15 protein-coding genes are annotated in these 13,924 nt (G+C 48.2%); 13 read left to right on the forward strand and 2 right to left on the reverse strand.

Going from position 1 to position 13,924, the window contains the following annotated elements:
• The 10 genes from M0P91_RS11065 to M0P91_RS11110 all read left to right on the forward strand — a co-directional run.
• Positions 1 to 628: class I tRNA ligase family protein (locus M0P91_RS11065; RefSeq protein ID WP_295067231.1), on the forward strand; the 628-nt coding region annotated here is incomplete at its 5' end.
• Complete coding sequence (locus M0P91_RS11070; RefSeq protein ID WP_295067233.1) at positions 628 to 759, forward strand: hypothetical protein; 132 nt, start codon at positions 628 to 630, stop codon at positions 757 to 759. The genes M0P91_RS11065 and M0P91_RS11070, both read left to right, overlap by 1 nt.
• A gap of 68 nt (positions 760 to 827) precedes the next feature.
• Entirely contained in the window at positions 828 to 2,168 is a 1,341-nt protein-coding gene (gene gatA, locus M0P91_RS11075) for an Asp-tRNA(Asn)/Glu-tRNA(Gln) amidotransferase subunit GatA (RefSeq protein ID WP_295067236.1), read from the forward strand.
• Between the two features lie 4 nt (positions 2,169 to 2,172).
• Entirely contained in the window at positions 2,173 to 3,618 is a 1,446-nt protein-coding gene (gene guaB, locus M0P91_RS11080) for an IMP dehydrogenase (RefSeq protein WP_295067238.1), read from the forward strand.
• A gap of 101 nt (positions 3,619 to 3,719) precedes the next feature.
• Entirely contained in the window at positions 3,720 to 4,985 is a 1,266-nt protein-coding gene (locus tag M0P91_RS11085) for an O-acetylhomoserine aminocarboxypropyltransferase/cysteine synthase family protein (protein WP_295067241.1), read from the forward strand.
• 8 nt (positions 4,986 to 4,993) lie between these two features.
• A complete protein-coding gene (locus tag M0P91_RS11090) occupies positions 4,994 to 6,091 on the forward strand; it encodes a homoserine O-acetyltransferase (protein WP_295067243.1) in 1,098 nt (365 codons plus the stop codon).
• Complete coding sequence (xseB, locus tag M0P91_RS11095; protein ID WP_295067246.1) at positions 6,088 to 6,282, forward strand: exodeoxyribonuclease VII small subunit; 195 nt, start codon at positions 6,088 to 6,090, stop codon at positions 6,280 to 6,282. The genes M0P91_RS11090 and xseB overlap by 4 nt, the downstream gene beginning before the upstream one ends.
• Positions 6,282 to 7,073 carry a carbon-nitrogen hydrolase family protein gene (locus M0P91_RS11100; RefSeq protein ID WP_295067249.1) on the forward strand — a complete coding sequence of 264 codons (792 nt, stop codon included), beginning with the start codon at positions 6,282 to 6,284 and terminating at the stop codon, positions 7,071 to 7,073. The genes xseB and M0P91_RS11100 overlap by 1 nt, the downstream gene beginning before the upstream one ends.
• Positions 7,074 to 7,077: 4 nt before the next feature.
• Positions 7,078 to 9,036 (forward strand): sensor histidine kinase, encoded by a 1,959-nt coding sequence (locus M0P91_RS11105; RefSeq protein WP_295067252.1) that lies wholly within the window; start codon positions 7,078 to 7,080, stop codon positions 9,034 to 9,036.
• 214 nt (positions 9,037 to 9,250) lie between these two features.
• Positions 9,251 to 9,928, forward strand: a complete 678-nt coding sequence (locus M0P91_RS11110) for a HesA/MoeB/ThiF family protein (RefSeq protein ID WP_295067255.1) — start codon at positions 9,251 to 9,253, stop codon at positions 9,926 to 9,928.
• Positions 9,929 to 9,938: 10 nt separating this feature from the next.
• Here the strand turns inward: M0P91_RS11110 and M0P91_RS11115 are convergent, their stop codons facing one another.
• Both M0P91_RS11115 and M0P91_RS11120 read right to left on the reverse strand, forming a co-directional pair.
• Positions 9,939 to 10,472, reverse strand: coding sequence for a c-type cytochrome (locus M0P91_RS11115; RefSeq protein ID WP_295067258.1), 534 nt, complete (start codon positions 10,470 to 10,472; stop codon positions 9,939 to 9,941).
• 125 nt (positions 10,473 to 10,597) lie between these two features.
• Positions 10,598 to 10,894: a hypothetical protein gene (locus M0P91_RS11120; RefSeq protein ID WP_295067261.1), complete on the reverse strand. Its 297-nt coding sequence runs from the start codon at positions 10,892 to 10,894 to the stop codon at positions 10,598 to 10,600.
• A 248-nt stretch (positions 10,895 to 11,142) separates the two neighbouring features.
• On the opposite strand from M0P91_RS11120, the gene M0P91_RS11125 reads away from it, so the two are divergent.
• Genes M0P91_RS11125 through M0P91_RS11135 form a run of 3 tightly spaced genes read left to right on the forward strand, consistent with a single transcriptional unit; the run spans position 11,143 to position 13,895 of the window.
• Positions 11,143 to 11,739, forward strand: coding sequence for a TetR/AcrR family transcriptional regulator (locus tag M0P91_RS11125; RefSeq protein WP_295067263.1), 597 nt, complete (start codon positions 11,143 to 11,145; stop codon positions 11,737 to 11,739).
• Complete coding sequence (locus M0P91_RS11130; protein WP_295067266.1) at positions 11,732 to 12,619, forward strand: hydrogenase; 888 nt, start codon at positions 11,732 to 11,734, stop codon at positions 12,617 to 12,619. Before M0P91_RS11125 ends, M0P91_RS11130 begins: the two co-directional genes overlap by 8 nt.
• On the forward strand, positions 12,606 to 13,895 hold the full coding sequence (locus M0P91_RS11135; RefSeq protein ID WP_295067269.1) for a nickel-dependent hydrogenase large subunit: 1,290 nt from the start codon (positions 12,606 to 12,608) through the stop codon (positions 13,893 to 13,895). The genes M0P91_RS11130 and M0P91_RS11135 overlap by 14 nt, the downstream gene beginning before the upstream one ends.
• Positions 13,896 to 13,924: the final 29 nt, after the last annotated feature.

Raw genomic sequence — 13,924 nt, forward strand, 5'->3', positions numbered from 1 at the left:
ATACAATTTCGTCCACGGGATGAGCGCTCTGAATTATTTCATCGTCAATGAGCTGAGCGGTATTTACATCGACATTACCAAAGATCGTATGTATTGTGACGCGGCCAACTCAAGCGAACGCCGCTCGACGCAAAGTGCTATTGCGATTATCGCTAAATCGATGTTGGGGCTTATCGCTCCGATTTTGACCTATACCGCCGATGATATTTTCGAGAATGCCCCTGCCGTTCTCAAAGGCTCTGCCGATGATATCTTTGGTGTGACCTATGCCTCTATCGAAGCGGTTGAGAGCAGTTGGGATGACGCAACGATGAAAGTGATCCGTGAAAAATTCAATGAGATCGTGGACGGATTGAAAAAAGAGAAGGTGATTAAAAATACCCTTGAACTCGTTATCTCTACGAAGTCAGAGTCTGCCAAAGCAATGAAAAAAGGGGACATCGAAGAGTATCTCGTCATCTCTAAATGGTGTGCGTGTGAATTGAAAGATATTTTAGGGACGTTTGAGATCGAGGGGGATACATTCAATATCGCCCTTGCCTCCAAAGCCAAATGTCCGAGATGTTGGAAATACCATAGCGAAGACGAAGAGAGTCTCTGCCCCCGCTGTGCGCAGGTAGTGGCGTAATGGTCGATTTTGCACAGCCTGTTCCGATGAGTTTTATTGTGGAAACGGTCGGGGTGATTTTTGTCGTCATTGGCTTAGGGATCGTGATGGTAAAACAAGCAAAATACAAGAAGGGCTCACTGCCGAAGTGAACTCAGCGTTAGCGTAGCCAATCGGGATTTTATTCCGATGGCGTATAATTAGATAGAAAGGAAAGTGTATGATAACACTCAAAGAGGCGTTAAAGCTCTCGAAAGATGAACTTATCTCACTCAAAGAAGAGTTAAAAGCCAAGATTGCCGCATATCCGGAATTGAACGGCTATATCGATGTGGAAAATGTCGGTGAGGGGATCCCCATCGCGATCAAGGATAACATTCAGGTACGCGGGTGGTCGGTCACCTCGGGATCCAATATCCTTAAAGGGTACGTTGCTCCCTATAACGCAACGGTCATCGACAAACTCTTGGGCGCGAATATGTCACCGTTCGGACGTACCAATATGGACGAATTTGCGATGGGTTCGACGACGGAGAGCAGCTGCTACGGCAAAACGCTCAATCCCCTCAATCACAACTGTGTCCCCGGAGGAAGCTCGGGCGGATCGGCGGCAGTGGTCGCCGCAGGGCTTGCGGTCGCGGCACTGGGGAGCGATACGGGCGGGTCGATCCGTCAACCGGCCGCATTTTGCGGCATTGTCGGGATGAAACCGACCTACGGGCGTGTCAGCCGTTATGGATTGGGGGCGTATGCAAGTTCTCTCGATCAGATCGGACCGATGACCCAAAACGTCGAAGATGCGGCGATTTTATACGATATTATTCAGGGACATGATCCGAAAGATTCGACCAGCAGCGATCGTCATGACGGAAAAGTGAGCGACAAACTCGATCCCGCCTGCAAGCTTAAAATCGCAATTGTTCCCGATTACGTCAAAGATGCTTCGCCGGAGGTACGTAATGCCTATACCAAAGCGGTAACGGCGCTCCAAAATTGCGGTCATACCATTGTCGAGAAACAATTGATGGATCCGAAATACGACATTTCGGCGTACTACATCACCGCTACCGCCGAAGCGACAACCAATCTCGCCCGCTACGACGGTATCCGCTACGGTAACCGCGTGGAGGGGGAGAACCTCAAAGACACGTTTCTCCAAACCCGTTCACGTGGGTTCGGCCCCGAAGTGCAACGCCGCATTATGCTGGGAAATTTTGTCCTCTCATCAGGATATTACGATGCGTATTACGTGAAAGCACAAAAGGTGCGTACTCTGATCCAAGAGGAGTATAATAAGATTTTCGAAGAGGTCGATCTTATCCTCACTCCGGTTGCACCGCGCACCGCGTATGAGTTTGGGGCTTTGAGTGATCCGCTTGAGATGTATTTGAGCGATATCTATACGATTTCGGTCAATCTTGCGGGGCTTCCGGCACTCTCTTTGCCGGTGGACACAGCGGATAACGGGATGCCTGTAGGTCTTCAACTGATTGCGGCTCCGTATGCGGAACAGACGCTATTTAACGGGGCGCTGAGCCTCGAAACTCAACTAAAAGGATAACTTAATGAATATTCGTAAACGTGCCCTCACTTTTGAAGATGTTCTTCTCATTCCAAGATACTCAGAAGTGCTCCCGAAAGAGGTGAGTCTCAAAACGATGCTGACCCGTAATATTTCCCTTAATATTCCGATGGTTTCTGCAGCGATGGATACCGTCACCGAATACCGTGCGGCGATTGCGATGGCCCATTTGGGCGGGATCGGAATTATCCACAAAAACATGGATATCGAAACGCAAGTTAAACAGATCAAAAAAGTAAAAAAATCAGAGAGCGGCATCATTATCGATCCGATTTTTGTCCATCCGACCGCTACGCTCGAAGATGCCGAAGCGCTGATGAACGAGTTTAAAATTTCGGGTGTTCCGGTTGTCGATACGCACAATAAATTGCTGGGGATTTTGACCAATCGTGATATGCGTTTTGAAAAAGATTTGTCGAAGCTGGCGATCGACGCAATGACTCCGATGCCGCTTGTAACGGCGCAAGCGGGGATCACATTGGCGGAAGCTGAGCAGATGATGCACGTTAACAAAATCGAAAAACTTCCGATTATCGATGATAACGGATTGTTGAAAGGTTTAGTGACGATCAAAGACATCAAAAAACGGATCGAATATCCCCATGCCAACAAAGACGACTTCGGCCGTCTCCGTGTCGGTGCCGCAATCGGTGTCGGTCAGCTTGAACGCGCGCGCGCTCTTGTGGATGCGGGTGTGGATGTGTTGGTACTTGACTCGGCTCACGGTCACTCCAAAGGGATTTTGGATACCGTTAAAGCGATCAAAAAAGAGATGGTGATCGATATTATCGCCGGAAACGTGGCAACGGGTGAAGCGACATTGGCACTTATCGAAGCGGGTGCCGACGGGGTCAAAGTGGGTATCGGACCGGGATCGATCTGTACCACCCGTATCGTAGCCGGTGTCGGTGTTCCTCAAATCTCAGCGATTGACGAGTGTGCCGCAGTGGGACGGGCTCACGGCGTTCCGATCATCGCCGACGGCGGTATCCGCTACTCCGGTGACATTGCCAAAGCGCTTGCCGTCGGTGCGAGCGTTATTATGGCGGGGTCACTCTTGGCGGGAACCGAAGAATCTCCGGGTGATACCATTATGTATCAAGGGCGTCAATACAAATCGTATCGCGGTATGGGCTCCATCGGAGCGATGACGAAAGGGTCAACCGATCGTTATTTCCAAGAGGGGACGGCTGCGGATAAACTGGTTCCCGAAGGGATCGAGGGGCGTGTGCCGTTTCGCGGGAGTATTGCGGCGGTCGTTCACCAGATGATGGGGGGGCTTCGCTCTTCTATGGGGTATTGCGGATCTGAGAGCATCGAGGCGTTCTGGGATAAAGCCGAATTTGTCGAAATCACCAGTGCCGGACTCAAAGAGTCCCATGTTCATGATGTTATCATCACCCAAGAAGCACCGAATTACCACGTCTAAAAACTTTTTCGTCAATGAGAATCCTGATAAAATCAGTTTGGATTCTCGGGAAAATAACGATATGACGGTATAATTGCATAAATTTACGTAAAAGGATGACTATGCAGCTCCAAACCGAAGCACTCCATGCAGGATACGACAAAGACTCTCAAAGCACGATGGCGGTTCCCATCTATCAGACAACTGCGTACGAATTTCGTGACGTTGAACATGCTGCGAATCTCTTTTCCCTCAAAGAACTGGGGAACATCTATACCCGTTTGAATAACCCGACAACGGATGTTTTTGAGAAACGGTTTGCTCAGCTTGAAGGGGGAGCGGCAGGTTTGGCCGCATCAAGCGGAATGGCGGCGATTTTTTATGCGATCGCCAATGCGGCCGAAGCGGGGGATAACATCGTCTGCGCCAAACAGCTCTACGGCGGAACCCTGACGCAGGCGTCCCATACGCTTAAGCGGTTCGGGATTCAGGCCCGTTTTTTTAACGTACACACTCCCGAAGAGATCGAAGGATTGGTCGATGAGAAAACCAAAGCGATCTTTTTCGAGACATTGACCAATCCGAGTATCGATGTGGCCGATATTGACGCGATCACGGCCATTGCGAAAAAACACGGTATTCTCACGATCGTCGATAACACTGTGGCAACTCCGGTGTTGTGCCGTCCGTTGGAACACGGCGTCGACGTTGTCGTTCACTCTGCCAGTAAATATACGACAGGACAGGGGCTTGCCATCGGCGGGATCATGGTGGAGCGCAAGGGGTTGATCGATCTGATCAAATCCAATCCGCGCTATCCGCAGTTCAACGAACCCGATGAGAGTTACCACGGGCTGGTGTATGTCGATGTGCCGCTGCCGTTGTTTACCCTCCGTGCCCGTCTTTCATTGCTGCGCGATTTGGGGGCGGTCGTATCGCCGTTCAACTCATGGCTCTTTATTCAGGGGATCGAAACCCTTTCACTCCGTATGCGGGAACACTCCCGTAACGCTCAGACCGTAGCGGAGTTCCTCGAAGCCCATCCGAAAGTGAAAAAAGTGAACTATCCGGGGCTGAAAAGCAACAGCAATTATCCCAATGCGAACCGCTATTTTGAGGGCGGAATGGCGAGCGGATTGCTGAGTTTTGAGGTGGAGAGTTTCGAGGAGGCAAAAAAGATCGTGGATGCGACAAAGTTGTTTTCACTCGTGGTCAACATCGGTGACTCCAAATCGATCATCACCCATCCGGCATCGACGACCCATCAGCAGCTGAGTCCGGATGAGCTGATCGCCTGCGGCGTCCCTTCCGGTCTTATCCGTTTGAGTATCGGATTGGAAGCATCACAGGATTTGATCGACGATCTGACACAGGCATTAAACGCGTAAAGGGAAATATGTTAAATCTGCAGATTCACAGCGAACACTTTACCAATCCTCTCTATCTGGAGAGCGGACGTATTTTGGAGCCCTACGATATTGTTTACGAGACGTACGGGCATCTGAATGAGGCTAAAGACAATGTGATTGTAATTTGCCATGCCCTCACCGGATCCCATCATGCGGCGGGGACCTATGAGGGGGATAACAAACCCGGCTGGTGGGATGGCCTGATAGGACAGGGAAAAGCGGTTGATACTGACCGTTTTTTCGTGATCTGTACCAATGTGATCGGGAGCTGTTTCGGTTCTACGGGGCCGATGTCGCTTCGTTACCCCTATAATGAGCCGTATCGGTATAAATTTCCGGTTATTACGATTCTCGATATGGTCAAAGCGCAGCGGATACTGTTTGATCGTCTGGGACTCCATCAGGTTCATGCCGTGATCGGCGGTTCGATGGGGGGGATGCAGGCTCTGGTATTCGGTGTCTTTTTCCCCAATTTTGCCAAAAAAATCATCGCGATGGCCACAACCGCCGCGACGCAGCCTTGGGCTATCGCATTTAACAAAGTGGCGCAGGAAGCGATTTTAAAAGATCCCGAATTTAAAAACGGATATTACGATCCGGATGTCATTGCCCAAAACGGTCTGAGCGGTATGGCGATCGGGCGAATGGCCGGTCATATCAGCTTTTTGTCCCATCAATCAATGGAACGGAAGTTCGGTCGTGAGTATAAGCGGACGGATGGGTTATATGAGCTGTTCGGAAAATTTCAGATCGAGTCGTATCTGGAGTATAACGGCTACAATTTTACCAAATGGTTTGATCCGTTATCCTATTTGTACATTACCAAGGCGATTAACATTTACGATCTTTCGCGGGGATTTGATTCTCTGGAAGAGGCCCTCTCAAAAGTGAACAGCGAACTTTATCTGGTCGGTTTTGAGAAAGATCTACTCTTTTTACCCTCTGAAATGGAACATATCTACAAGGTAATGCGTTCTTGCAAAAAAGAGAACGTCGATTATTTCGGGGTGTCAAGTGATTACGGGCATGATGCCTTTTTGGTCGAGATCGAGAAAATTGAAAATTATGTCAGGGGGGCATTATGAGTGAAGAAGAGAATTTTGAAAATAAAATTGCCAATGCTAAAGCCATTTTGGAAAAGCTGATGGACCCCGCCTTACCGATGAGCGAGAGTGTCAAAGCGTACGAAGAGGGGATGAATGAGCTTCGGAACGCCGAAAAAATGATTGAACAAGCACAGGTGCAGATTCAGATCATCAAAAATCAGGAGCAATGATGCGCGTTGCCATTTTACAGCTCCCTTCTATCGGGATGGGGGGGAACAAACTCGAGAATTATGCCCGTGTTGCCCACCAAAAAGGGGCCAAACTCATTTTGTTGGGTGAATATCTCCTGAACCCGTTTTTTAAAGAGTTGATGGAAACTCCCCTCTCGATGATTCAGGAACAAAGTAACCATCAGATCGAGGTGCTGAAAAATCTTGCCGAAAAATACGATCTTATTTTTGTCGCCCCCATTATTACGGTGAAGAAAAAAGAGTGTACCAAAATGATTGCAAAAGTAGGTTCACGCAGCGTAAGCTACTATCCGCAGCAATTTTTGATCAACTATCCCCACTGGAACGAAGAGAAATTTTTTTCCAATCCGATCGAGCCGGTGAGGGCACCGATGATTTTTGCAATCGGCGGAGTTAAGTTTGCGGTGATGGGCGGTTTTGAGATCCATTTTGACCCGTTATGGGATGCAGTGAGCACCAAAGGGGTGGATGTGGTTCTCGTCCCCAGCGCTTCGACGTTTGAATCGCACAATCGCTGGCGGGAGCTGGTGAAAATGCGCGCTTTTACCCACAACTGCTATGTTCTGCGTGCAAACCGCATCGGCGAATACAACGACGAGAGTGTCGCGTGGAAGTTTTACGGCGATTCGATGCTGGTTTCTCCCGACGGTGAAGTCGAAGCCGATCTGGGCAATACCGAAGAGCTTTTGATTGTGGATATTGATCGAAAAGTATTGACGGAAGCACGAAAAGGATGGGGTTTCAAAGAGGCCCTCAGAAAGAGACGATAACCCGATGATACGGATTCTATGGCTTTTATTCTTTATGGCCATAGGGGGATATGGATCCCCGTTGCAGCTTGGCAACGGAAATCACTATACGTTAAAAGGGCATTTGTCTTATTTCGAAGACAGCAGTGGTACTGTAAAACTATCCCAAGTTCAAAAAAAATCTTTCCTCCCTTATGAAAAAGAAAATGTAAATTTTGGATTTACAAAATCGACTTATTGGTTTAAAATTGATCTGGAACGGGATTTTCAGGCAGCACGAAACCGTTGGTGGCTTATGATCGATTATCCGCTGCTTGAGAAGATTGATGTGTATCTAGTGGATAAAAGCGGCAATCTTATCTCTCAGCGGCATCTGGGGTCTTCGATCTCTTCTATGGATCGAGAACTTCCGCTGCGTGATTTTGTAACGGAACTCCCGCTGTACGAATACAGTGAAACCGTACTCTACGTGAGTGTAAAAACACAAAGTTCGATGCAAATTCCCCTTTCGATCTATTCGTCAGAGTCGCTTTTTCAGGAAGTTGAGCGTAATAACCTTGCTATGGGAATTTACTACGGTATTTTTTTAATCATTCTCTTTTACAACGGCGGAATTTTCTTTTATACGAAAGACCGCAATTATCTCAGGTATATCTTTTTTCTATCGTCCTTTATTTTGTGGCAGCTTTCGTTTGACGGAGTCGGTACGGAGTATCTATGGCGTGACTGTTTTTGGCTTATCGAGCATGGGGCGAGTTTTTGGATAGCCATGTCGGCCTTTAGTGCCCTTTATTTCGGGCAAAGTTTTTTGCAGACCTCCCGTTACTCTCCAAAAGTAAATAGCATAATCCGGATGCTAATGGGATTTTCATTGGCAATGGCATCGGCTTCATTGATTCTTCCGTACGGAAAGGTGATTGTGATCAATACGGCGCTAGCGGCAATTGTCCCGATAATTTTGTTTACGGCCGGGGTTATAGTCATGAATAGAGGGTACCGGCCTGCACGATTTTATGTTGCCGGATGGAGTTCGCTTTTAATCGGTACCCTTATTTTTGCATTTAATAAATTCAATATTATTCCGGGTTTCTACGGTGTGAATCATATTCAGCAAATCGGCTCTGCGATTGAGATGATCTTTCTCTCCTGGGCATTGGCTGAGAGGGTCCATTTACTCCAGGCTGAATACATTGATAAGCTCAGTCATCTGAACGAAACGTTGATCGAAAAAGTCAATTACGCATTGAAAGAGGCACGTATGAAAGATCAAATGTTCGTGCAGCAATCACGGCTGGCCGCACTCGGGGAGATGATTGAACAAATTGCCCATCAGTGGCGTCAGCCGTTGAATACGTTAGCGCTGATCAACCAAAATCTCTACGTCAAGCATAAATTGAACCAATGTACCGAAGAGTGTTTTGAACGCTCTCATGAACAGTTCAATGAGCATCTTCAATATATGTCCAAAACAATTGATGATTTTCGGAATTATTACAAAACCGACAAAGCGAAACATTCTGAAAATATCGGTGAACTCGTCCAGGATGCACTGAATCTTTCGGATGTATTTCTAAAATATGCAAAAATCAAAACGACGGTAACGATTAAAACAGAGAAAAAAGCGAAGCTTGCCAAAAATGAGATGATACAGGTTTTGATTAATCTGATTAAAAATGCCCATGATGCAATCAAAGGGAAAAAAGATTTAGAGGGGCGGATTGATATTGCTCTTTATGAGAATAATGGGGTCATTGAACTGACGATTGAAGACAATGCCGGAGGGATCCCCCGGGAAGCAATGGATAAAATTTTTGATATCTATTTTACGACGAAAAATGCCGATCAGGGGAGCGGTTTAGGTCTTTATATGTCCAAATACATTATCGAAGAGAGTTTCGGAGGGACGATACAGGTCGAAAACAGAGAAAATGGTGCCTGTTTTGTCATTCGATTGCCGATATCGGATTCGGAAACGTTGAGTTAACCTCTCAAGATTGTGTCGGTTTTAAACCAATCGATGTTAAAGTAACTGACCTTACGCATCTTGTCTAAAGGGTAGTAATCTCCCGCATCCGAAAGATGCGGGTAGCTTCAGGGGGGTGCCGGGGACAAATTGTCCCCGGCCACTTTGCGGGCTTTGCCCGGAAAGTGCGTAACATCAATTCAAGTAATTTTAAATTTTCCGCAGGAGAGAGATCATGATGCACTATTTTCATCGACAGGTACAATTATGGGGTGAAGAGACGCAGGCTGCACTTCAGACAAAACGGATTGCCGTTATCGGAAGTGGTGGGTTAGGGTCATCCCTTGCGTTTGCTTTGGGGGCTTCCGGTATCGGTGAAATACACATGGTCGATTTTGATACGGTGAGTCTCCATAACATCCACCGGCAGATTGTTTTTAAGACGGGTGATGAGGGGAAATACAAAGCGGTAGCGTGCGCTGAGTTGATCGAAGCACGATGCCCCTACGTGAAGGCAATATCTCATGTGTGCAATTTTGAGGAGTTTACCCACAAAAATATTGAGGTAGATCTTATTATTGATGCTACCGATAATCTCCCCTCACGCGGAGCGATCAATACCTATGCAAAAGCAGCCACTCTCCCCTGGGTCTACGGATCGGTAGAGGCGTTTAACGGTCAGGTCTGTTTTTTCGAGGAGGCATCGTTTAACGAGCTCTTTAAAATTACGACCAAAACACCGGCAGGGATCGCCGCACCGATTGTTATGCATATTGCATCTTTGCAAGCGAACCTTGCCTTACGCTATTTGGCCGGCTTGAGTGTGAAAAAAGATAAACTCTATTATCTCTTCTTTAATGAGGAGGGGGAGCTGGTAACGCAGAAGTTTGCGTTACCGAAAAGCGAGGGGTAAACTTTTGCCGCTAAAGGGCTGAGATATAGTGTGCAAGTGCATCGATTTGCGGATCGCTCAGCCCTTTGGCTTGCCCTTGCATCAGCGCTTTCATCTCTTTGCCGTAGCTTCCCGCTTGATACCCTTTGAGGGCCTCTTTGATTTTGGATTCACTCCACCCTGCGATGATCTGTGATTTTCCTAAGGCTGCTTTTTCACCTTTGGTTCCATGACACGAAGTGCATTTCTGAGCAAACAGTGCGGATGCATCAACGGATGGCGGGGTCTTTTCAGCTGCTACGGGTGTTTCTATCGCTTTTGTCGAGGGTTTGGCGACCGGTTTGGTAGCTGGTTCAGCGGGCTTTTCGACGGCAGCTGCCGGTACAGCCGTGAGTGTTTCGGCTACCGGAGTTACTGTCTCCGGAACGGCGGAGGTATTCTCTTCGTTTTGAGCCGGAGCGATGCTTTGAGGTTCACCGGAGGTATTAAGGGAGGTTTGTGCCGGGGGTGATTCGCTGCAACCGATCAAAAGCAGGGAACACAGAACAGGTATCAAGTATTTCATAATGGGACTCCTAATAGTTATGATTAGGACAGTGTACGATAAGTTGGATTTATTTTGTTTTAAGAGAAAGAGATAAAGAGGAAAAGTTTCGCACCGAAGTGCGAAACTGCTTCAATGAGTAAAACTTACTGAGCAGGAGTTGCAGCAGCGTCAGTAGCGTTAGCTTCTTCAACAACAGCAGCTTCTTCAGCAACAGGTGCAGCAGCTTCTTCAGCAGCAGGTGCAGCAACTTCTTCTGCAACAGGTGCAGCAGCTTCTTCAGTCTTTGCAGCGTCGCTGCATCCGATAAACATTGCAGCTAGTAGCAACGCAGATACGATTTTCATCATGGTAAGGCTCCTTAAAAAATATGGCGGAAGTATACCACTAATTCCCCTATTGTTGTCAATAAATTTTGTATATTTTTCAAATATTTTTTTCAACTCCCTGTTTTACGGGGTTTTAGAACGCTAATGTTTTTCTCATGAACGGATGATATCGGTAGAAATGTGACAATAAAGTCTATTTTTTTGAAATTCTTTTGATTTTTTTGGATCAGTTTACCAATCGTTGTTTATTGGAGGGCATAAAAAAGGTTAATCTGTGACGAAAAACATGCTATTATTGATGAAATAAAAAACTTCTCTTCCCCCTTTAGAAGGGTGGTATCAGAGGATGGACAAGGGTTGGTTTGAGTCGGTCATCAAAGCAAGAGCGTAAGATCACGATTATGACAAAAGCGTTGGAACTTTTTTCCAAAGAGGGATTCTATCAGACGACGATGCCTGCTATCGCTTTAAAAGCGGGGATGAGCGTCGGCAACTTTTATAATTACTTTGCATCCAAAGAGACGTTGGCGAAAGAGCTGATTATTTATATTGCCGAGTTGCTGGGGGGTGAGATCCGTCTCATCAATGAGACGCCGACGGGTGTAGCAGAGAAGATCCGGGCGATCGTCCGGATGTATTTTCGTATGGCACAGGAGCGTCCGGAGATCATTGAATATTTTTTGAGGGTCTATCTCTCGAATCGGGAAGTTTTTAAAGAGGGGTGTGAGGGGATGATCTGTGTCACCCCTTTTGCGACGGAGATGATGATATTTTTCGAGGAGGGGGTCCGTTCCAAAGAGCTGCGCGATCAGGATTTTTTCAGTGCCTTCGGCCTTTTTATGGGGTATTTGGGGGGGATGGTCTTTCTTAACGGCGAAAAGATCCTCCCTAAAGCCATCAACGAGTACGAAGAGTCCATCTCCGAAAACATCTATCAGGCGCTTTGTTACCGTGAATAGCGTAGTACGTATCGTATGGATCTGCGGTATTACGTGCAACGGCAATACCCATTCCTTTCTGAATCACCCCGCGTTGGAATATCTCCTTGCGAAAATTCATTTTATCCACCATCCCGTTTTACCCTCACCCTTATCTTTGCAAGAGGTTGTATCGACGCTTCCCGAATCGGATATTCTGATTTTTGAGGGGGCTTACCGTCCTGATTTTGAACGCGCCGGGATGGCGATGGAGGATTTGTTCACGGGATTGGCGGATAAGACCGGGATGATCATCGCGCTAGGCAGTTGTGCATCTTTCGGAGGGATGATGAAGCAATGTCGCCCCGAAGAGATTAGCGGGATTGCCTTTGATCGGGAGACCCCTACCCCGTTACTAAAGCGTTACCGGGAGAAGATGGTTGTTCTCAGCGGATGCCCGATTCATCCTGAATGGCTGGCGTTTGTACTACAGATGGCGGCCAACGGTACACCGATGCCGTTGGATACATGGTATCGTCCTCAGGCACTGTATGCGTATCTCGTTCATCAGGGGTGTTTGCGCGGCGAGTATTTTGAGTGGAAAGTGGACGCACACGATTTCGGACGAAAAGAGGGGTGTTTGTTTTATGTTCAGGGGTGTCAGGGGCCGATGACACACGCCAGCTGCAACAAGATACTCTGGAATACGGTCAGCTCCAAAACCCGGGCCGGAATGCCGTGCATCGGGTGTACCGAACCGACGTTTCCCAAAGAGAGACTCTTTTCGACCCAAACTTATATGTCGATTCCCGCAGAAATGCCGCTGGGGATCCCTAAACGGAGTTATCTGGCGTTGGCGGGGGCGGCAAAATCGTTTCGGATCAAACGGCTTGAAGAGAGGATGATGGATGATCACGCATGAACTGATTGAGCGGATCGAAGGGGAGGCGCGTATCGATTTTCAGTGCGACCGGCATGGGGGCGTCGAAGATGCGATCATCCGGTTCGAACATTTTAGAGGGATGGAGAGGGTGTTGGAGGGGAGAGATCCGCTGGATGCATTGGTCATCACTCCGCGTGTCTGCGGTATCTGCGGCCACTCCCATCTCATGGCCGCTGTGCGCGCACTTGAATCGGGACTGCGTAATGCCGGGGTGTGCGTGGAACTCTCCTCTAAAGCTGTTGCATTGCGCGCACTCACTCTGGCTTCGGAATTACTCCAAAATCACATTAAATGGGTCTATCTGGTATTGGGATATCAGTGTGCGAAAATGGAGGGAAAAGGGGCAATAAGCCCTCTGAGGGGGCTGGAGATCGCCTCCAAGGCCAATACCCTCAGCGCGCTTTTTAGCGGACAATGGCCCCATAGCTCGTATGCGCTTCCCGGAGGAGTGACGTGCGATCCGACCCGTCTGGAAATCATTCATGCCCATCGTCTCCTCGATGAGATTGAGCGATTTGCCCATACGCAACTGTGGAACGGGGAGGTGGAACATTTCGGTTGTGAAGATCTATCCCTTTATAGCGGGGATGTCGGGACGATGATCGGGGTGCTGGAGCGTTTGGAACTCAGCAATAAAGGGATTGCTCATGGGCGTTATCTGGTGGCAGGGGAGGATGGGTTTAGCGCTTCGGGATGGTACGAAAAAGGGGAAAGGCGGTGTGTGGATTCTGCATTGATTCAGGAGGATGATCGCCATACGTTTATGCGCGGCGGGAAAACCTATGCGAAAAACGCATTATACGACGGGGAGTTTTGCGAAACCGGTCCTCTCGCACGGGCTATCGTAAGCAATCGGAGCGGTATTGAAAATCTGATTCGAGATTACGGAGAAGGGGTTTTGAGCCGTGTCGGTGCACGTCTGGGGGAGATAGGGGTGCTGATACGAGAGATCCGCCATCGGCTCGATACGATCGATTTGGCCGAACCCTCCTACATCTCCCCTCAACGTGCGGGGTCGTATGAGGGGATCGGGATCGTAGAGGCCCCCCGAGGGTCATTAATCCATAAAGTGAGGGTCCGGGAGGGGAAAATCGAGAGGTACGAGATTATTACGCCGACGCAGTGGAATCTGGGGATAGGGAGTGCGGCAACCCCTTCCGTCGCCCAACAAGCGATGCGCGGGTCTCAGAGCATCTCCCACGCCGAGTTGATTTTCAGGACGTTTGACGTCTGCTCGGTCTGTACGACCCATTAGAGAGAGTCAGAACTTGCTTTTGCGGGACA

The organism is Sulfuricurvum sp., from assembly GCF_023229695.1.
In the GTDB taxonomy this organism is placed as follows: Bacteria; Campylobacterota; Campylobacteria; order Campylobacterales; family Sulfurimonadaceae; genus Sulfuricurvum.